A 19,855-nucleotide genomic window follows, 5' to 3' on the forward strand; every position below is an offset into this window, starting at 1 on the left:
AAGGATTCCGGCGTCCTGGCTCATGATCAAGGTCGATATCGTCAACGAAGTGTCGCGGCTCGCCGACATCACCAAAGTCAAGGCTGAACTGGCGGTCGACGCGGTGTTCGACGCCATGCGCGCGTCCATGATGCGCGGCGAGCGGATCGAGCTGCGCGGCTTCGGCGTGTTCCAGGTCAAACCTCGCAAGCGCGGCATCGGCCGAAATCCACGGACCGGGAAGGAAGTGCGGATTCCCCCTGGACGGACGATCCGGTTCAAGCCGGGCAAGGAGCTCCAGAACATCGGCGGTCCACCGGAGTGACGGACTTCAGGCAGTCCGAGCCCGAACGTCGCCTTCCGTCGTGGGACGGTTCCCCAGGATCGCCCGGCGTGCCCGACCCCTTCGCCTGGATTCCAGTGCGCCGGCGGAAGTTCCAGCACCCGTACGGCCGGCATCTCGTCTTCTTCCTGCTCACGCTGTTCACGACGTCGTTCACGCCCGCCTGGATGGCGCTGTTCGCCGGCCTCAACCCGTTGCCGCTGTTCACGTGGCCGGTCTTCCTCAACGGCCTCTGGTACTCCATCCCGGTCCTGCTGATCCTCAGCGCGCACGAGTTCGGGCACTACTTCGCGTGCCGGCATCACGACGTCGACGCGACGTTGCCCTACTTCCTGCCGGCCCCGCTGCCGTTGACGGGGACCTTCGGCGCCGTGATTCGGATTCGCGAGGCGTTCCCATCGAAGCGGGCGCTCTTCGACATCGGCGTCGCCGGGCCGCTCGGCGGCTTCGTCGTGCTGGTCCCGCTGCTCTATTGGGGCATCACGATGTCGCACGTCGGCCCGGCTGGCGACGGCGGCCTCACCCTCGGCGAACCGCTGCTCTGGAAGTGCCTCGAGTGGTTACATTTCGGGGTGCTGCCCGACGGTCAGGACGTGTACGTCCATCCCGTCGGGTTGGCCGCATGGTGGGGCATGCTCGCGACGGCGCTCAACCTGCTGCCGTTCGGTCAGCTCGACGGCGGTCACATCATGTACGCGAGCGTCGGCCGCCGGGCCACGCTCCTCTCGGCGCTGACGCTCGGCGGCGTGGTGGCGCTGGCCTTCGGTTCCTCGAGCTGGGTCTCGATGGCCGTGATGATGACGGTGATGGCCTTCATCTTCGGCTTCCGCCATCCACGCATCGTGGACGAGCACGAGCCGCTCGATCGCCGCCGGCAGGTGGTCGCGCTCCTCGCGGCGTTCGTCTTCGTCATCTGCTTCACGCCCGTCCCGATCGAGATACTCCAGTAGCGGCCCTTCGCTTGGGCCTGTCGGCATGCCGCACGCGCCGACTCCGGCCGTCGAGCCCTCACAGCGCAATGCCCAAGGGACCCAGGGTCCACGCAAGCATCAGAGCACGGAGACCGGATCGACGTCGACGACGACGCGCCGGCGGAGATCGGCGCGCGCGTCGAGAGCGGTCTGGACCGCCCGTCGCATCGCGGCCCGGTGGGTGCCCTTCACGAAGAACTGCACACGGTACTCGTCTTTCACCTTCGACACGGGCGCGGGCGCCGGACCGAGCACCCGCGCGCCGGCCTGCCGCGTGCGGTTCGCCACGTCCGCCGCATCGCGCATCGCGGCGTCGAGCGTCCGCCCCTTGACCACCACGTTGATGAGCGACACCGCCGGCGGGTACTCGAGCGCCCGGCGGAACTCGAGCTCACGCTCCAGAAACGCAGCGTAGTCCTGATGCGCCGCTGCGACGACGCTGTAGTGCTCCGGATAGAGCGTCTGCACGATGGCTTCGCCGGCGATCTCGCCGCGGCCGGCGCGGCCGACCACCTGCGTGAGCAGTTGAAACGTCCGCTCGCTCGCGCGGAAATCGGCGAGCCCGAGGCCGACGTCGGCCGAGACGACGCCGACGAGCGTGACCGCCGGGAAGTCGTGCCCCTTGGCGATCATCTGCGTGCCGATGAGGATGTCGACCTCGCCGAGCGCGACCGAGCGCAGCACGCGCGCGACGGCGCCACGGCGCCGAATCGTGTCCCGATCGACGCGCACGATGCGCGTGCCCGGGAACTGCGCCTGCAGGTCGGCGTGCAGACGCTCCGTGCCGAACCCGGAGTGCTCGAGGAACTCGCCGCCGCACTGCCCGCAGTTTGTCGGAACGGCCGCGCCGTAGTTGCAGTAGTGGCACCGCGCGCGGCGCGCGGCGCGGTGATACGTGAGGTTCACGCTGCAGTGCGGGCACTCGAGCGAGGCGCCGCACTGGCGGCAGAAGATCACCGTGGCGAACCCGCGCCGGTTCAAGAGCACGAGCGACTGCTCGCGCCGCGCCAACCTGGCGGCGAGCCCGTCCAACAGCGCCTGGCTGAACGTGACCATCGTCCCCTGCCGGGCGACCTCGCGGCGCATGTCCACCACGCGGACCGCCGCGAGCGGCCGGTCCAGGACGCGGCGCGTCAGACGCACGATCGCGTACCGTCCAGCGCGGACGTTGGCCATCGACTCGAGCGACGGCGTCGCCGAGCCGAGCACGACGAGCGTGCGCTCCATCCTGGCGCGGACGACGGCGACGTCGCGAGCGTGATAGCGCGGCACCTCGTCCTGCTTGTACGAGCCTTCGTGCTCCTCGTCGACGACGATCGCGCCGAGCCGATCGAGCGGCGCGAACACGGCCGACCGGGTGCCGACCACGATGTCGACATCGCCGCGCCGGATCCGGTGCCACTGATCGTGGCGTTCGCCGCTGGAGAGCCCGCTGTGCTGGATCGCGACGCGCGGGCCGAAGCGCGTGCGAAAGAGGCCGGCGAGCGCAGGGGTCAGCGCAATCTCGGGCACCAGCACGAGCACGCGGCGGCCGCCGGCGAGCAGGTGGGCCGCGAGACGGACGTAGATCTCGGTCTTGCCGCTGCCCGTCACGCCGTGGAGGACCGACACGTGGAACGCGCGGCGATCGGCCGCGGCGGTCAACTCGGCGAGCGCGCCAGCCTGCTCCTCCGTCAGCCGGCGGTTGGAATCGACGTCCGCGCGAATGGCCCACGGGCCGTCGTCTTCCGCTGAGGCGGCCTGGAACGGGTCGCGTTCCACGACCTCGGAACGGACGGACGCGAGCCCGCGACGCACGAGCGTGCGAATCGTCGCCGATGTCACACCCGCGCGTGCCAGCGCGGCCAGTGATAGTCCTGCCGGCTGTTGCCGCAGGATGTCGATCGCCTGACGCTGTCGCGCGCCGGCGAGCGGACCGTCGGCATCGCCGTGGAGCGTGACGATGGAGGCCGTGCGGAACGCGCGGCCGCCCTCACGCCGCGCCGCGGGTGGCATCGCCACGGCCAGCGCATCACCGGGCCCGGACGCGTAGTACTCCCCGACCCACAGCGCGAGGTCGACGATGGACTCGGGGAGGAATGCGCCGGCGTCGAGCACGGCGCGCACGTCGCGGAGCGCGGCTTCTGCGGGCGGCGCCGCGGCAGCATCGACAACGCACCCGACGACCCGCCGGCCGCCGATCGGCACCTCGACCCTGGCGCCCTTGACCGGCATGGCGGCGTCCTCGGGCACGCGATAGCTGAGCAGCCCGAGCCCCGGCACCGGCACCGCGACCGCGATGACGCGGTCAGTCTGCGGCGAGGAGCGCACGCACCTGCTTCATGTCCTCCCAGACGTCCCGTTTCCTGTCCGGGCTGCGCAGCAGGAAGGCCGGGTGGAACGTCGGGATGAGCTTCGAGCCGCCGCGGTAGTCGTACATCCGTCCTCGCAGCCGCGAGATCGGCGCGTCGGTCTGCAGCAGCGTGTGCGCCGCGAACGTGCCGAGCGCGACGATGACCTTGGGCTGCACGATGTCGATCTGCCGGAACAGGAATGGCTGGCAGGTCGCGACCTCGACCGGCTCGGGGTTCCGATTGCCGGGCGGACGGCACTTGATGACGTTCGCGATGTACACGTCACCGCGCGACAGGCCGATCGCCTCGATGATCTTCGTGAGCAGTTGACCGGCCCGTCCGACGAACGGCTCGCCCTGGATGTCTTCGTCGGCTCCCGGCGCTTCGCCGACGAACATCAGCCGCGCGCCGGGATTGCCGGTGCCGAACACGACCTGCCGCCGGCCGAGCCGGTGGAGCACGCAGCGCGTGCAGTCGCCGAGATCGTCGCGGACGGCCTTCAGCGCGAGCGCCTTGTCCACGTCCGCGGCCGTCGCTCCAGGCGCACCGGTCCCAGCCGACGAGCCGGCGTCGTCATCCTGCTCCTGATGACCGGTGGTCGTCTCGACCTCCGCTCGTTCGCGCCATGTGCGATCGCGTGAGAACCCGGCCACGCCGAGGTCGGCGCACCAGCGCAGATGTTCTGCCAGCACGTGCCGATCGTTCATCGGGTCAGCACGGCAGCCGGCGAGCCAGCCAGCAGCCTCTCGAGACGATCCATGAGAGCGCGGGCCACGTCCATCTTGCTCATCAACGGCAGCGCCTCGATGTGATCGGGCGCCACGAGCGTCACCTGGTTGGTCTCGACCTCGAATCCGGATCCAGGCGCCGTCACGTCGTTGGCGACGATGAGATCGACCCGCTTCGAGAGGAGCTTGCGACGAGCCGCCTCGACGGGGTCGCCCGTCTGCGCGGCGAACCCGACGAGAACCGGCCGCCGGGCGTCGCCGCGCTGGCGGCTCACATCGGCCAGGATGTCGGGCGTCCCGCGCAACTCGATCGTGAGGGTGTCCGTCTTCTCGATCTTCGAGGTCGATGGTGTCACGGGCGTGAAATCGGCGACGGCGGCTGCCATGATCACGGCATCCACGGCGCCGGCTCTCGCCATCACGGCCTCGTGCATCTCGTGGGCGCTGCGCACGCGAACGACCTCGCCGGCTTCCGGCAGAGCCATCGCCGTCGGACCGGCCACGAGCACGACCTCGGCGCCGCGCTCCTGCGCCGCCTTCGCGAGCGCGATGCCCATCCGGCCGCTCGACCGGTTGCCGATGAAGCGCACCGGGTCGAGATCCTCGACCGTTGGGCCGGCCGTGACGAGCACGCGTCGTCCTTCCAGGGATCGGCGCGTCGCGAGCACACGGTCCACGGCGGCGACGATGTCCTGAGGCTCAGCCAGCCGGCCTTGGCCGATCCAGCCGCACGCCAGGTAGCCCTCGCCGGGCTCGACGAACCGCACGCCGCGCGCCTGCAAGGTCTCGACGTTGGCTCGCACGGCCGGGTGCTGCCACATGTTCGTGTTCATCGCCGGGGCCACGACGACAGGCGCGCGGGTGGCGAGAAAGAACGCCGACAGGAAGTCGTCGGCCAGGCCGGTCGCGAACCGGGCGAGGGTGTGCGCCGTGGCGGGGGCGACGAGCAGCAGGTCGGCGGCCGACGCCAGCGCGATGTGTTCGATCGCCGCGTTCGCGCCCGGCGCGAACTGATTGGTGATCACCGGCTCGCGCGTGATGGCTTCGAACGTCAGCGGACCGACGAACTTCCGCGCCGAGCGCGTGAGGATCGCCTGCACGCGATGTCCGCGCTTCTGCAGCAGCCGCGCGACCTCGACCGACTTGTACGCGCCGATGCCGCCGGTGACGCCCAGCGCGACGAAGGCCATGGCTACGCCGACGGCGATGGAGGCTCGACCTTCGTCACCCTGCCGGCGGCCACTTCCTGGAGAGCGCGACGGGCCGGCTTGGGCGACCCTTCGATCTTCGGCACGCAGCCTTCCAGCAACTGCCGCGCACGGGCGGACGCCACGGTGACGAACTCGAACGAATTCCTCGGACGGGTGGTCGGACGCGAACTCTCCATCTTCACTGCTCCTCGGACGTGCCAGGGGCCGGCGGCTCCAGCACGCCAAATGTCTGCACGATGCGGCGAATCACGTCGATCCGGCGCGACCGCCGCGCGCGCTCCGCGGTGACGATGGCGTCGATCTCGGCCACGCACCGCTCCAGATCGTCGTTGACGACGACGTAGTCGTACTCGTCGACGGCGCCCACTTCGGCCCGGGCCGCGGCGAGCCGGCACTCGATCGCGGTCTCCGAGTCCTGATTCCGGCCGCGCAGGCGCCGCGTGAGCACTGCGTAGGACGGCGGCAGGACGAAGACGGCGACCGCTTCGGCCGCCCGGCTCCGCACCTGCCGGGCGCCCTGAACGTCGATGACGAGCACGAGGTCGTTGCCGGCCGCCAGCGCGGCTTCGGTGTCGCGCCGGGACGTGCCGTACAAATTCCCGAAGATGTCCGCCCATTCGAGGAACTCGTCGCGGCGGATCATCTCCTCGAACGCGTGCCGGCTCACGAAATTATAGTCGACGCCCTCGACCTCTCCAGGGCGCGGCGCCCTCGACGTGTAAGAGCGCGACCGGTGCAGCCGCGGAAACCTCTCGACCAGCCGGGCGACCACCGTCGTCTTCCCGGTGCCGGACGGCGCCGAGATGACGAACAGCAGCCCGCGTGCGGCCGGCGGCTCATTCGACATTCTGGACCTGCTCGCGCACGCGCTCCAGCTCCGCCTTGGCGGCGACGACCGTCTGGGTTGCGGACGCGCCCTCGACCTTGGAGCCGATCGTGTTGAGCTCGCGGTTCATCTCCTGCACGAGGAAATCCAGCTTGCGGCCGCAGGGCTCGTCGGCGCCGACGAGGGCGCGCCAATGATCGAAGTGGCTCCCCATCCGGACGAGCTCCTCGTCGATGTCGGAGCGCGCGACGAACCGGACGATCTCGCGGGCGGTCGCGCTGCTGTCGCCGGTCAGATCGGGAGGCAGCGCGGCGAGCCGCTCCCTCAGCTTCAGCTCCAGGTGCTGCTGCGCCACCTTGGCGTCCGACGCGATCTGGCTCACGAACGTCTGGAGCGTCTCGAGCCGCGCCGCGAGATCGGCCGCAAGGTACGCCCCCTCCTGCTCGCGCATCCTGACGAGCGCGTCGACGGCTTCGATGACGGCCGCCTCGAGGAGCGCAGTGAGCGCGGCCGAGACTCCCCCGGCGGCATCGGCCCGGACGCGCACCTCCACGGCGTGAGGAATCCGCAGCACGTCGCTCGCCGTCAGCGGGCCGACCGCTACCCCGCGCGACCGCGCACGCTCGAACGCCGCGGCAGCGCGCTCCACGAGCCGCTCGTCGAGCACCAGCTCGCGCTCGACCGGCGTCGACGTCTCGGCCGCGACGCTCAGCTCGACCCGGCCGCGCGCCAGCTTCTGCTGGACGAGGGCTTTCAACGTCGGCTCGATCGACGCCAGCGCCGACGGCGCCTTGATCAAGGCATCGAGGAATCGGTGGTTCACCGACTTGATCGTCACCTGCACGGCGTCCTGTGGAGTCTCGCGCCGCACGGCTGCAAACCCTGTCATCGATCGAATCACGTCCGCTTGCTCCTCCCGTGCCGCTTCAGCGCACGTCGCTCACGACCACCCGGTCCGCATCGTCGAAGGTCTGCAGCGCGTGGAGCTTCGCGTAGACCCCGCCGTCTCGCGCTACCAGCTTCTCATGGGTCCCGGATTCGACGATGAACCCGCCCTCGATCACCAGGATGAGATCGGCGCGCCGAACGGTGGACAGCCGGTGCGCGATCACGAACGTAGTGCGGCTGCGCATCAGGTTCGCGAGCGCGTCCTGGACGAGCAGCTCGGACTCGGCGTCGAGCGAGGACGTCGCTTCGTCGAGGATCAGCAGCGGGCAATCCTTGAGGATCGCGCGCGCGATCGCGAGCCGCTGACGCTGTCCGCCAGACAGCCGCTGCCCGCGCTCGCCGATCCGTGCCTCGTAGCCGTCCGGAAGCTGCTGGATGAACTCGTGCGCGTGGGCGGCGCGCGCCGCCGCTTCGACGGCCGCGCGCGGTGCCTCCGGCCGGCCGTACGCGATGTTGGCGGCGACCGTGTCGTCGAAGAGCACGGTTTCCTGCGTGACGAGCGCAATCTGGCCGCGGAGCGAGGCCAGCGTGACGTCGCGGATGTCGATGCCGTCGATGAGGATCGCGCCCTCGATCACGTCGTAGAACCTCGGAATCAGGTTCACGAGCGTGGTCTTGCCGGCACCGCTCAGCCCGACGAGCGCCACGACCTGGCCGCCGCGGACGACGAACGACGCGTGCTGGAGCGCGAACCCGTCCGGGCGATCGCCGTACGCGAACCCGACGTCGCGGAACTCGACGCTGCGCTGCATGCGCGGCAGCACGAGCGCGCCCGGCTTCTCGTGCACCTCGGTGTGCGTGTCGAGCATCCCGAAGATGCGCTCGGACGCCGCGATCGCCTGCTGGATGCTCGCGTTCACGCGGCTCAGCTTCTTGACCGGCTGGTACATCATGAACGCCGCCGCGAGAAAGGCCCCGAATTCCCCGCCGGTGAGCGAGCCCTCGTTCACCCGGCTCGTTCCGTACCAGAGCGCGCCGACCGCCGCGATCCCGCCGATGAACTCCATGAGCGGCGGAAGCCCGGCCAGCGAGGCCGTGATCCGCAGGCTCGTGTGGTAGAGCCGCTCGGTCGCGGCGGCGAAGCGGGTCGACTCGCGCCCTTCCGCGCCGAACGCCTTGACGATGCGGTGGCCGGCGAAGCTCTCCATCGCGAGGTGCGTCACGGCTTCCAGATCCTGCTGCCCCCGCCGTGTCGTTCGCCGGACCCGTTGCCCGAGACGCACGAGCGGATAGACGACGAGCGGCGCGGCGACGAGCACGACGAGCGCCAGTCGCCAGTCGAGCACGAACAGCAAGCCGGCGAACCCCACGACGGCCAGCGACTCGCGCGCGAGGTCCGCCAACGTCTCCGAGACCGTCGTCTGCACCTGGTTGACGTCGTTCGTGATCAGCGAGACGAGCTGGCCGGACGAACGGCCGGAGAAGAACGCGGCCGACTGGCCCAGGATGTGGCGATGCAGCGCGTTGCGGAGATCGCGCACGACGCGCTGGCCGACGTCCGCCATGAGAAACGTCGAGCCGTAGCTGCCGACGCCCTTGAGGAAGTACGCGAGCACGACCTGGCTGCCGACGAGGGCGACGGCCTGCACGTGGCCTTCGTTCAGGCTGTCGAGGACGTCCTTGATGAGCCAGGCCGTGTAGGCGGAGCCGACCGCGTACACCGCCATGGCGAGAAGCGCGATCGCCGTCCGGCCCCGGTACGGCCGCGCGTAACGAAGCAGCCGGAGGAGCGAGGTCACTCCCGGCTCGTGCGCTCAGCGCGTCGCGTCAGACGTCGTCGCATACCCATCGGGATGTGTCGCGTGCCAGCGCCAGGCGGTACCGACGATCTCGTCGAGGTCGAACCTCGGGCGCCACGCCAGCTCTCGCGCGGCCCGATCGCTCGCCGCGACGAGCCGCGCCGGATCGCCCGGCCGCCGAGGCCCATGATCGTGCGGGACGGGCCGGCCCGCCGCCTTCTCGACGGCCTTCAGCACCTCGAGCACGGACATCCCCGTTCCGCTGCCGAGATTGTAGGCCCTGGACGGCTCGCCCGCATCCAGGCGCCGGAGGGCGGCGACGTGGGCCTCCGCCAGGTCGGTCACGTGGACGTAGTCACGGACGCAGGTGCCGTCCGGCGTCGGGTAGTCCTCGCCGAACACGGTGAGCCGCTCGCCGCCGTGCACGGCGGCAATGGCTCGCGGAATGAGGTGCTCTTCCGGCTGGTGATCCTCGCCAAGATAGCCATCGGGGTCGGCGCCGGCGGCATTGAAGTATCGCAGGGCGGTCCACCGGATGCCCGCCGCGCGCTCGATGTGCGGCAGCGCGTGCTCGACGGCGAGCTTGGTCTGGCCGTAGGCGTTGATGGGCCGCTGCGGGTGCTCCTCGTCGAGCGTTTCGTGCAGCGGCTCCCCAAACGTGGCGCAGGTCGATGAGAAGACGAACCTCGAGACGGCCGCCCGGGCCATGGCCTCGAGGACGTTGAGCGTACCGCCGACGTTCGTCCGGTAGTACTTGAAGGGCTCCCGCACCGACTCGCCGACGAGCAGCCTGGCGGCGAAGTGCATCACCGCTTCGGGCCGCGAGGCGGCGATCGCGCGATCCAGCGCCCCGGCGTCGAGGATGTCGCCCTGGACGAACGAGACGGATCGCGCTGGATATTGATCGGCGATGCGTTCAATCGCCTGCTCGTGGCCGGCCGACAGGTCGTCGTACACCACGACCTGATAGCCGTCGGCGACGAGGAGCTTCACTGCATGGCTGCCGACGTATCCGGCGCCGCCCGTGACGAGGACCACACTCATGGACGTCCAATCGAAGCGTAGGTGAACCCGAGTGCTCGGATCTGCTGCGGATCGAAGATATTGCGCCCGTCGAAAATGACCGGCGTCCGGAGCAACCGCTTCATCTTCGAGAAGTCAGGCTCGCGAAACTCGTTCCACTCGGTCACGACCAGCAGGGCGTCGGCGCCCGCGAGCGCGTCGTAGGCGTTCTTCGCGTAGGCAATCCGGTTCTTGAAAATGCGCCGGGCGACGGGCATCGCCTCCGGGTCGAACGCGCGGACCTTCGCCCCGCGAGCCAACAGCCCCTCGATGATCGGCACGGCCGGCGCTTCGCGCATGTCGTCGGTGCGCGGTTTGAACGACAGGCCCCAGACGCCGACGGTCTTGCCCCTCAGGCGCTTCTTCCCGAAATGCTGGTCCACCCACTCGAGCAGCTTCAGCTTCTGCTGCTTGTTGACGCCCTCGACGGCTTCGAGGATGCGGAACCGGTACTTCCGGTCCGACGCGAACTTGACGATCGCCTGCACGTCCTTCGGGAAGCAACTGCCGCCGTAGCCGACGCCCGGAAACAGGAACGCGGGACCGATGCGCTTGTCCGACGCGATGGCCTGCCGCACCTTGTCCACATCGGCGCCGAACCGTTCGCAGACGTTGGCGATCTCGTTCATGAACGAGATGCGCGTCGCCAGCATGGCGTTCGCCGCGTACTTGCAGAGCTCGGCGCTCGCCGGATCCATCACCATGATCGGAGCACCGGTCCGCGTGAACGGCCGGTAGAGGTCGCGCATGGCCTCGGCCGCCTTGGGGTCGGTCGTGCCGATGACCACGCGGTCGGGCTTGAGGAAGTCTTCGACCGCCGCTCCCTGCTTGAGGAACTCCGGGTTGCTGACCACCGCGCATGCGTGAGTGCTCTCACGCGTGATGGTCTCGTGCACCAGCTCGGACGTGCCGACCGGCACCGTGCTCTTGTCCACCACGATCTTGTAGCCGTTCATGGCCCGCCCGATATCGCGAGCCGCGGCCAGCACGTGCTGCAGATCGGCGGATCCGTCTTCCCCCATCGGCGTGCCGACCGCGAGGAACACGACGTCCGCGCGCCTCACGGCATCCGGGAGCGACGTCGAGAACGCCAGCCGCCGTTCGGCGTAGTTCTTCCGAACCAGCTCTTCGAGACCCGGCTCGTAGATCGGAATCTTTCCCCGCTTGAGCAGACGAATCTTCGCGGCATCCTTGTCGACGCAGACGACGTCGTTTCCGGTTTCCGCGAAACATGCGCCGACGACCAACCCGACGTACCCCGTGCCGATGACCGCTATCTTCATGCAGCGACGCCCTCCGCGTCGAAAAACTCCTCACCGTAGCATGCGTCAAAAAATCCTGTCAATCGATTGAACGGCAAGGAGTTGCAGTGTGCAGCGATGGGCATCGGTGCTGCGTGATAGCATCCGCGGAGCCTGCCGTGCGCATCCTCGTCGACTACCGACCCGCGCTCCGGGAGCGGACCGGCGTCGGCGAATACATCCATCAGGTGGCGACCGCGCTCGTCGCAACGGCTCCGGCCGGCGAAGAGCTCGTGCTCTTCTCGTCCTCGTGGAAGGATCGCGTGCCGCCGGATGCGCTTCCCGGCGCACGCATCATCGATCGGCGGGTGCCGGTTCGTGTCCTCAATACCCTCTGGCATCGCGCCGAATGGCCGCCCGTCGAATGGCTCGGCGCCTCGGCGATCGACGTGTGCCAGTCGGCCCACCCGCTGCTGATGCCGGCCAAACGCGCGGCGCAGGCCGTGATGGTGCACGATCTGGACTTCCTCGACCACCCGGAGCGCACGCGCGCGGAGATCCGCCGCGACTACCCCGCGCTCGCGCGTCGGCACGCCCATCGCGCCGACAGGGTCGTCGTCGTCTCCGAGCACACCGCCGGCGAGGTGGAGCGCCGGCTCGGCGTGCCGCGATCGCACATCACCGTGTGCCAACCCGGTACTCCCGGGTGGCGACGACGCGATCGGGAGCCGGCAGAGGGCGGGTACATCCTCTTCCTCGGCACGCTCGAGCCGCGAAAGAACGTCCGCGTCCTGCTCGACGCGTACGAACGCCTGCTGGCGCGATGGCCTGCGGCACCACCTCTCGTGCTGGCGGGACGGGCTCGACCCGACGCCGCGCCGCTCGTCGCGCGGGCGACGGCCGGTCCGCTGGCCGGCCACGTCGAGCTGCCGGGGTACGTGCAGCCGGACAGGCGCCTGGCGCTCTATGCCGGCGCTCTCGTCTTCGTCCTTCCCTCGCATACGGAAGGGTTCGGGCTCCCGGCGGCCGAGGCGATGATGGCAGGCGTGCCGGTCATCGCGGCCGATCGAGGCGCGCTCCGCGAGTCGGTCGGCTCGGCAGGCTGGCTCGTGGATCCGGACGACCCGGACGCGCTCGCGCACGCGCTCCACACGGTGCTGACCGACGCGAGCCGGCGACGTGTCATGAGCGATGACGGACGCCGGCATGCCGAGCAATTCACGTGGGAGCGCACCGCCCGTCATCTTCGCGAGGCGTGGCAGCTCGCCCTCGAGCACCGGCGACGGCGTGGCTGAGCGCCGGCTGCACCTCGCCGTGGATGGACGCGAGCTCGTCGGCTATCCGACGGGAGTCGGACGGTATCTCTGGAACGTCCTGCATCAGTGGACGGTGGCGGCGCCGATCCGCCACCGCATCAGCGTCATCCTGCCGCGGGAACCCGGAGACGCCCCGCGGCGCGAACTGCCAACGGTGGATTGGCACGTCGCGGCCGGAACGGGGGGCACGCTCTGGGAGCAGACCAGCCTCCGGCGAGTCCTGAAGCGCATCGACGCGGACGTGCTCTTCGCCGTCGGCTACACTGCGCCGCTCCTGACCGTTTGTCCATTCGTCGTCGTCACGCACGACGTGTCGTTCATGGCGCATCCGGAATGGTTCGGGTGGCGGGAAGGGCTGCGCCGGCGGCTGTTGACCTCGGCGTCGGCACGGGCCGCCCGCACGGTCTTGACCGTCTCGGAGTTCTCGGCTGCCGAGATCGTGCGGCACATCGGCATTCCACGCGCGAGGCTGCGCCTGGCGTCGCCGGGCGCGCCGGCGATCGTCCAGGCTCCGCCGCTTCCTTCGCGCGAGCGCATCGTCCTCTTCGTCGGGTCGATCTTCAATCGCCGGCGGGTCCCGACGCTGATCGACGCGTTCGCAAAGGTCTCGTCTGCCGTGCCGGACGCCCGGCTCGTGCTGGTCGGCGACAACCGCACCATGCCGGCCATCGACGTGCGCGCACATGCGGCCCTCCGCGGCGTCGCGCCACGCGTCGACTGGCGCCAGTACGTGACCGACGACGACCTGCAGCGCCTCTACGCGAGCGCGCGCGTGTTCGCCTTCCTGTCGGAGTACGAGGGCTTCGCGATGACGCCCATGGAAGCGATCGCGCACGGCGTGCCCGCGGTGCTGCTCGACACGCCGGTCGCGCGCGAGATCTACGGGCCGGGCGCGTGCCTCGTGCCCGACGATCTCGATCGCATCAGCGACGCGCTGATCTCGCTCCTGACCGATGACGCCGCGCACGCCGCGGCGCTCCAGGCCGGCCGTCAGCGGTTGACGCGCTACTCGTGGGCAACGACGGCGGCGGTCGTCCTCGACGCGCTGGAACAGGCGGCCGCCGGATGACGCCCACCGCCGACGTGCTCATCGTCAGCTACAACACGCGCGAGGACCTCGGCCGCTGCCTCGCGTCGCTCCACGAGCACCCGCCGCGCCATCTGGCGCGGACGATCGTGATCGACAACGCGTCCACTGACGGCAGCGTCGAGGACGTCGGGCAACGATGGCCGGACGTCGAGATCATCGCGCTCGAGCGCAACGCCGGGTTCGCGGCGGCGAACAACGCCGGCATCCGCCGCGCGACGGCGCCGCTCGTGCTGCTGCTCAACAGCGACACCGTGGTGGCCGCCGGGGCCATCGACCGGCTCGTCGAGCGGCTGGAGGCGACGAGAGCCGTCGCGGCCGGTCCCCGGCTGATCGACGGTCGCGGACGTCCCGAGGTGTCGTTCGGGCCGATGCTCTCGCCATGGGGTGAAGCGCTCCAGATGCTGCGCGTCCGGCTGGCGCGCGCCGGCTCGCCGGCCGCGCAGCGCTACATCGATCGGCTCGTGGCTCGCGAACGTGTCGTGGACTGGGTGAGCGGCGCGTGCCTGCTCGTGCGGCGCGCCGCGGCGATCGACGCCGGCCTGCTCGACGAGCGGTACTTCATGTACGAAGAAGACGTCGACTTCTGCGCGGCTCTCCGCGCCCGCGGCGGCAGCGTGCTCTTCACCCCCGCGTCGGAGATCGTGCACCTCCGGGGTCGATCCGCGGCGCGCGCCGGCGCCGCGATGCGCCGCGTGTACGATCGCAGCCATCTCGCCTTCTACGAAAAGCACCTGCCGGCCTGGGCGCCGATCCTGCGCCTCTGGCTGCGAATAAAAGGGTGAGCGCTCGAACCGCCCCCGGTACAATCAGGCGACGTGCGGATCGCCATCGACGCCCGCAAACTCCACGACTACGGCATCGGCACGTACGTCAGGAACCTGCTGCACTGTCTCGCGCGGCAGAACTACGACGACGAGTACCTGCTGCTCTGCCGGGAACCCGACGTCGGGTACCTGCGGGCGCTCGCACCGCAGTTCAACCCGGTTCCCGAATGGGCCGGCAACTACTCGGTGCGCGAGCAGTTCAGCATCCCGATGGCGCTCCGGCGCCTGAAGGTCGACCTGTTCCATGCGCCGCACTACGTGGTCTCGCCGCTCACGCCCACGCCGTTCGTCGTCACGATCCACGACTGCATCCACCTGCGTTTCCCGCAGTATCTGCCGAACCGCGTCGCCCCCGTGTACGCGCGCGGAATGATGACGATGGCCGCGCGCCGCGCGCGGCGGGTGTTGACCGTCTCGAACGCGTCGAAACAGGACATCCTCCACTACCTGCGGATTCCTGCCGACAAGGTCGAGGTCGTCTACAACGCGCTCGACACCCGGCTGGCCACGCCACCGACCGGCGACGACATCACGCGCGTGCGCGAGCGGTTCCAGTTGACGGCGCCGTTCGTGCTCTACGCCGGCAACATCAAGCCGCACAAGAACGTCGACCGGCTCATCGAGGCGTACTCGATCCTGCGACGCCGCGGCGTGACCGACGTCCGGCTGCTCATCATCGGCGACGAGATCTCCAAGTACCCGAACCTCAGGCGGCTCGTGCACCGGTTTCAACTGCACCAGCACGTGCGGTTCCTCGGCTTCGTGCCGGAGGCGACGCTCGCGGTGCTGTACCGGCTCGCCGCCGTCTTCGTCTTTCCGTCGCTCTACGAAGGCTTCGGTCTGCCGCCGCTCGAGGCGATGGCGGCGGGCGCCCCGGTCATCACGTCGAACGTCTCGTCGTTGCCGGAGGTCGTGGGAGACGCCGCGCTGCTGATCGATCCGATGGACGCCGGAGCGCTCGCCGACGCGATGGCCCGCGTGCTCAACGAACCGGGGTTGCGCGCCGATCTCATCCGGCGGGGCCACGATCGCGTGCGCACGTTCTCGTGGGACCGGTCGGTGAGCCGCATTCATCAGGTCTACGAGGAACTGGCGGGCGCGCGTGCCTGACGCGGCGGCCGACGCGAGCGTCCCTTCCGTGGCGGGCCGTGTCGTGCTCGTGCACGACTGGCTGACCGGCATGCGCGGCGGGGAGAAGGTGCTCGAGTCGCTCTGCCGGATCTTTCCCGAGGCGGACCTTCTGACCCTCGTGCACGTCAAGGGCGCCGTCTCACCGCTCATCGAGGCTCGCCGGGTCCGAACGTCGCTCGTGCAGCGGCTGCCTTGGTCGGCGCGGCTCTACCGCCAGTACCTGCCGGTCTTCCCTACCGCCATCGAGTGCTTCGATCTGGACGATGTGGCGCTCGTGATCTCGACCAGCCATTGCGCGGCCAAGGCCGTCGTGCCGACCGGCCGCGCGCGCCATCTCTGCTACTGCCATTCGCCGATGCGCTATGCCTGGGACCAGTTCGACGCGTACTTCGGGCCCGACCGCCTGGGACGGGCCGGCTCGGCGCTCGCCCGCCCGGTGCTCGCCTGGCTCGCCCGCTGGGACCGCGCGACGGCGCCGCGCGTCGACCGGTTCGTGGCCAACTCCCGGTTCGTTGCGGGGCGGATCCGCCGGTACTATAATCGTGCGGCGTCGATCCTCCATCCGCCCGTGGACGTGGCGTTCTTCACGCCGGGCGCGGCGCCGCCGGAGTCGTATTTCCTTGTGGTCTCGGCCCTCGTGCCCTACAAGCGCATCGACGTCGCCATCCAGGCGGCCGGCCGTCTGGGGGCGCGCCTGAAGATCGTCGGCAGCGGCCCCGATCTCTTGCGCCTTCGCGCAATCGCCGGCCCGACGGTGGAGTTCATGGGCCCGGTCGACGACGCCACGCTGCGGGATCTCTACCGCCAGGCGCTGGCCCTCGTGCTGCCCGCCGAGGAGGACTTCGGCATCGCGCCGGTGGAATCGCTGGCCTGCGGCCGGCCGGTCATCGCGCTCGGCCGGGGCGGCGCGACGGAGACCATCGATCCGGGCGTGACCGGCCTGCTCGTCGCAGACCAGACGGCCGGCGCGTTCGCCGAGGCGATGCAGCGGGCCGCCGCCCAGGAGTGGCCGGCCGACCGGCTCGCCGCGCGCGCCCGGGCGTACGCGCCCGATCGCTTCGAGAGCGGGTTCCGGCTGGCCGTCGCCGACATGCTCGCCGCGCCGCGCCCATGTTGAGACGGCACAATCGCCTGCTCGTCGCCATCTACGTGGTGGCGGATCTCATCGCGGCGTTCGTCGCGTTCACGGCCGCCTATCTCGTCAGGTTCGTGAGCGGCCTGATGGCCGTGACGCAGCCGCCGCCCCCGTTTCTTCGCTACGTCGGGTTCGCCGCCTTCGCGGCGCCGCTCGTGGTCCTGGCGTTCCAGGTCCAGGGGCTCTATCGGCTCCGCCGCGGCCGGACGCGGATCGACGACTTCTTCGGCGTGCTGGTCGGCACGCTGCTCGCGACGCTGCTCGGCGTGGCCGGCACGCTCTACGTGAACACGTACCACCTCAGCCAGGCGCTGAAGGCGCAGGGCTTCCTCGAGGTCTCACGGCCGGTCTGGGCGCTCTTCGTGCTCTTCACCGTGGTGTTCACGTACGCGTCGCGCGAGATCGTGCGCGATCTGCTCCAGCGCCGGTGGCGGGCCGGGATCGGCCTCCGGCGCGTGCTCATCGTCGGCGCGGGGGATCTCGGCGCGATGGTGGCGGATCGCATCCTCGAGCACCGCGAGCTGGGGTTCGTGCTCGTCGGCTTCGCGGACGACCGCTTCGGCACGGGCGACCTGGTCGGCTGCCGCGGGCTGCCGCTGCTCGGGGCGGTGCAGGACATCGGCGAGATCTGCGCGCGCGAGCACGTGGACGACATCTACGTCGCGCTGCCGATCGAAGAACACGTCAAGATGCTCGGCGTCGTGGAGGTCGCCTCCCGCGAGTGCATCAACGTGCACGTCGTCCCCGACCTGCTGCAGTTCATCGCGCTGCGCGCGCGGCTCGAAGACCTGGACGGGCTGCCGCTCATCAGCGTCAACGACGTCCCGCTGCGCGGGATGAACAGCGTGCTGAAGCGGATCGTGGACGTCACGTTGTCGCTGACCGTGCTGGCGACCTGCCTCGTTCCCGCCCTCTTCATCGCCTGGCTCATCCGCCGCAGTTCTCCCGGGCCGGCCTTCTACAAGCAGATCCGGATGGGGCTCGACGGCAAGCCCTTCGCCGTCTACAAGTTCCGATCGATGCCGGTCGACGCCGAGGACGCGAGCGGCCCGATCTGGGCCCGCGAAAACGATCCGCGCGCCACGCGCATCGGCCGCTGGTTGCGCCGCCACGACTTCGACGAGCTGCCGCAGTTCTGGAACGTGCTCAAGGGCGACATGTCGATCGTCGGGCCGCGGCCGGAGCGGCCGTTCTTCGTCGAACAGTTCAAGCACCGCATTCCGCAGTACATGCTGCGCCACAAGGTCAAGGCCGGCATCACCGGCTGGGCCCAGGTCAACGGCTGGCGCGGCAACACCTCGCTCGAGAAGCGGATCGAATTCGACCTGTACTACATCGAGAACTGGTCGCTGAGGCTCGACTTCAAGATCATGTGGCTGACCCTCCTCCGAGGGCTTCATCGCCTGGCCTAGCCAGCCGGAACAGGACGTCATGAGAATCGTCATCACGGGAGCCGCTGGCTTCATCGGATCGCACCTCACCGAGACGCTCCTCGACCAGGGCCACTCGGTCATCGGCATCGACAACCTGCTGACCGGCGACATCGCCAACATCGCGCACCTGTTCGGACGCGAGTTCATCTTCATCAAGCACGACGTCACGAACTACATCTCCATCGACGGCCCCGTGGACGTCGTGTTCCACTGGGCGAGCCCCGCCAGCCCGATCGACTACCTCGAGTGGCCGATTCCGACGCTGAAAGTGGGCGCGCTCGGCACGCACAACGCCCTCGGGCTGGCGAAGGCGAAGCGCGCCAAGTTCGTCATCGCGTCGACGTCGGAGGTGTACGGCGATCCGCTCGAACATCCGCAGAAGGAGACCTACTGGGGCAACGTCAACCCGGTCGGCCCCCGCGGTGTGTACGACGAGGCCAAGCGGTTCGCGGAGGCCATCACGATGGCCTACCACCGCTATCACGGCCTCGACACGAAGATCGTCCGGATCTTTAACACCTACGGGCCCAGGATGCGCATCAAGGACGGACGTGCCGTGCCGAACTTCATCGCGCAGGCGCTCCGCGGAGAAGACGTCACGGTGTTCGGCAGCGGCGCGCAGACGCGCAGCTTCTGCTACATCACGGATCTGGTGGACGGCATCCTGCGGTTGATGGCGTCGAAGGAGAACGATCCGGTGAACATCGGCAACCCGCACGAGATGTCCATCGAGGCGATGGCGCGCCTCATCATCGAGATGACCGGATCGTCGAGCCGTCTCGTGTTCAAGGACCTGCCAACCGACGACCCGAAGGTGCGGCAGCCCGACATCACGCGCGCGCGCACGCTGCTCGGCTGGGAACCGCGGGTGCCGCTCGAGGAAGGGCTGACGTCGACGATCGAGTACTTCAGGAAGAAGATGGCCGTCTGAGAAGACGGCCGCCCGATCGAACGCGTGGCCGCGTCACTGCCGTGGCTCTTGCTCCGCGCTCGCCAGTTCCCGCGCCACGCGCACGACGTACTCGCCGCCGGAGGCCAGCGTCAGCGCGAGCGACAGATAGACGCCGACGGTCACGAGCAGCGATCGCTCGCCGAGATAGTTCGCCCAGAGCGTGACGACGCCGGTCATCACGAACACGACGGTCGCGCTCTTGCCGAGCATCGACGGGCGGAACGTGCGGCGCTTGACCGCGAGGTTCACCACCGCGACCGTCATCACGATCGCGATGTCGCGGCTGAGCACCAGGATCGTCAACCACACCGGCAGGCGGTTCGCGAACCCGAATCCCGGCAGCGTCAGCATCACGAACATGGCCGTCAGGAGCAGCTTGTCGGCCATCGGATCGAGCCAGGCGCCGAGCGTGGTCGGCTGGCCGAGTTTGCGCGCGAGCAGCCCGTCGAACGCGTCGGTCGCGCCCGCGACCGCGAACGTGAGCAGTGCCCATCCAGGCCAGCCGTAGAACATGAAGAGCACGAAGACCGGCACGAGCAGCAGCCGCAGCAGCGTGAGCTGGTTGGCTGCGGTGAGAACCGCCATACGGAGGA

19 protein-coding genes are annotated in these 19,855 nt (G+C 69.5%); 9 read left to right on the plus strand and 10 right to left on the minus strand.

The window, feature by feature from the left end:
• Window positions 1-22: 22 nt before the first annotated feature.
• Entirely contained in the window at window positions 23-304 is a 282-nt protein-coding gene (locus IT184_01390) for an integration host factor subunit beta (protein ID MCC7007448.1), read from the plus strand.
• A gap of 68 nt (window positions 305-372) precedes the next feature.
• Window positions 373-1,272 carry a site-2 protease family protein gene (locus tag IT184_01395; protein ID MCC7007449.1) on the plus strand — a complete coding sequence of 300 codons (900 nt, stop codon included), beginning with the start codon at window positions 373-375 and terminating at the stop codon, window positions 1,270-1,272.
• Window positions 1,273-1,371: 99 nt separating this feature from the next.
• Here the strand turns inward: IT184_01395 and priA are convergent, their stop codons facing one another.
• From priA to IT184_01440, 9 genes are read right to left on the minus strand one after another with little or no spacing between them, the layout of a single operon-like run.
• The gene (gene priA, locus IT184_01400; GenBank protein ID MCC7007450.1) at window positions 1,372-3,603 is read right to left on the minus strand and encodes a primosomal protein N'; all 2,232 of its coding nucleotides are present in this window, start codon (window positions 3,601-3,603) and stop codon (window positions 1,372-1,374) included.
• Window positions 3,581-4,333: a uracil-DNA glycosylase gene (locus tag IT184_01405; protein ID MCC7007451.1), complete on the minus strand. Its 753-nt coding sequence runs from the start codon at window positions 4,331-4,333 to the stop codon at window positions 3,581-3,583. Before IT184_01405 ends, priA begins: the two co-directional genes overlap by 23 nt.
• Window positions 4,330-5,544 (minus strand): bifunctional phosphopantothenoylcysteine decarboxylase/phosphopantothenate--cysteine ligase CoaBC, encoded by a 1,215-nt coding sequence (gene coaBC / locus IT184_01410; GenBank protein MCC7007452.1) that lies wholly within the window; start codon window positions 5,542-5,544, stop codon window positions 4,330-4,332. The genes IT184_01405 and coaBC overlap by 4 nt, the downstream gene beginning before the upstream one ends.
• A 2-nt stretch (window positions 5,545-5,546) precedes the next feature.
• A complete protein-coding gene (locus tag IT184_01415) occupies window positions 5,547-5,741 on the minus strand; it encodes a DNA-directed RNA polymerase subunit omega (GenBank protein MCC7007453.1) in 195 nt (64 codons plus the stop codon).
• A gap of 2 nt (window positions 5,742-5,743) precedes the next feature.
• Window positions 5,744-6,412 (minus strand): guanylate kinase, encoded by a 669-nt coding sequence (gmk, locus tag IT184_01420; GenBank protein MCC7007454.1) that lies wholly within the window; start codon window positions 6,410-6,412, stop codon window positions 5,744-5,746.
• Window positions 6,402-7,280 carry a YicC family protein gene (locus IT184_01425; protein ID MCC7007455.1) on the minus strand — a complete coding sequence of 293 codons (879 nt, stop codon included), beginning with the start codon at window positions 7,278-7,280 and terminating at the stop codon, window positions 6,402-6,404. Before IT184_01425 ends, gmk begins: the two co-directional genes overlap by 11 nt.
• A gap of 37 nt (window positions 7,281-7,317) precedes the next feature.
• Entirely contained in the window at window positions 7,318-9,078 is a 1,761-nt protein-coding gene (locus tag IT184_01430) for an ATP-binding cassette domain-containing protein (GenBank protein MCC7007456.1), read from the minus strand.
• A 15-nt stretch (window positions 9,079-9,093) separates the two neighbouring features.
• The gene (gene galE / locus IT184_01435) at window positions 9,094-10,122 is read right to left on the minus strand and encodes a UDP-glucose 4-epimerase GalE (GenBank protein MCC7007457.1); all 1,029 of its coding nucleotides are present in this window, start codon (window positions 10,120-10,122) and stop codon (window positions 9,094-9,096) included.
• Window positions 10,119-11,423, minus strand: coding sequence for a UDP-glucose/GDP-mannose dehydrogenase family protein (locus IT184_01440; GenBank protein ID MCC7007458.1), 1,305 nt, complete (start codon window positions 11,421-11,423; stop codon window positions 10,119-10,121). The genes galE and IT184_01440 overlap by 4 nt, the downstream gene beginning before the upstream one ends.
• A 137-nt stretch (window positions 11,424-11,560) precedes the next feature.
• Here IT184_01440 and IT184_01445 point away from each other — a divergent pair, with 137 nt between their 5' ends.
• Genes IT184_01445 through IT184_01475 form a run of 7 tightly spaced genes read left to right on the plus strand, consistent with a single transcriptional unit; the run spans window position 11,561 to window position 19,241 of the window.
• The gene (locus IT184_01445; GenBank protein MCC7007459.1) at window positions 11,561-12,676 is read left to right on the plus strand and encodes a glycosyltransferase family 4 protein; all 1,116 of its coding nucleotides are present in this window, start codon (window positions 11,561-11,563) and stop codon (window positions 12,674-12,676) included.
• Entirely contained in the window at window positions 12,669-13,766 is a 1,098-nt protein-coding gene (locus tag IT184_01450; protein ID MCC7007460.1) for a glycosyltransferase family 4 protein, read from the plus strand. The genes IT184_01445 and IT184_01450 overlap by 8 nt, the downstream gene beginning before the upstream one ends.
• Entirely contained in the window at window positions 13,763-14,569 is an 807-nt protein-coding gene (locus IT184_01455) for a glycosyltransferase family 2 protein (protein ID MCC7007461.1), read from the plus strand. Before IT184_01450 ends, IT184_01455 begins: the two co-directional genes overlap by 4 nt.
• 33 nt (window positions 14,570-14,602) lie before the next feature.
• Window positions 14,603-15,721 carry a glycosyltransferase family 4 protein gene (locus IT184_01460; GenBank protein ID MCC7007462.1) on the plus strand — a complete coding sequence of 373 codons (1,119 nt, stop codon included), beginning with the start codon at window positions 14,603-14,605 and terminating at the stop codon, window positions 15,719-15,721.
• Window positions 15,714-16,859 (plus strand): glycosyltransferase, encoded by a 1,146-nt coding sequence (locus IT184_01465; GenBank protein ID MCC7007463.1) that lies wholly within the window; start codon window positions 15,714-15,716, stop codon window positions 16,857-16,859. Before IT184_01460 ends, IT184_01465 begins: the two co-directional genes overlap by 8 nt.
• Window positions 16,853-18,289, plus strand: coding sequence for an undecaprenyl-phosphate glucose phosphotransferase (locus IT184_01470; protein MCC7007464.1), 1,437 nt, complete (start codon window positions 16,853-16,855; stop codon window positions 18,287-18,289). The genes IT184_01465 and IT184_01470 overlap by 7 nt, the downstream gene beginning before the upstream one ends.
• A gap of 19 nt (window positions 18,290-18,308) precedes the next feature.
• Window positions 18,309-19,241 (plus strand): SDR family oxidoreductase, encoded by a 933-nt coding sequence (locus IT184_01475; protein ID MCC7007465.1) that lies wholly within the window; start codon window positions 18,309-18,311, stop codon window positions 19,239-19,241.
• A gap of 33 nt (window positions 19,242-19,274) precedes the next feature.
• Here IT184_01475 and IT184_01480 read toward each other — a convergent pair whose 3' ends face one another.
• A complete protein-coding gene (locus tag IT184_01480) occupies window positions 19,275-19,847 on the minus strand; it encodes a CDP-alcohol phosphatidyltransferase family protein (protein ID MCC7007466.1) in 573 nt (190 codons plus the stop codon).
• Between the last annotated feature and the right edge of the window lie 8 nt (window positions 19,848-19,855).

The organism is Acidobacteriota bacterium (genome assembly GCA_020853395.1).
Taxonomy (GTDB): Bacteria; Acidobacteriota; Vicinamibacteria; order Vicinamibacterales; family SCN-69-37; genus JADYYY01.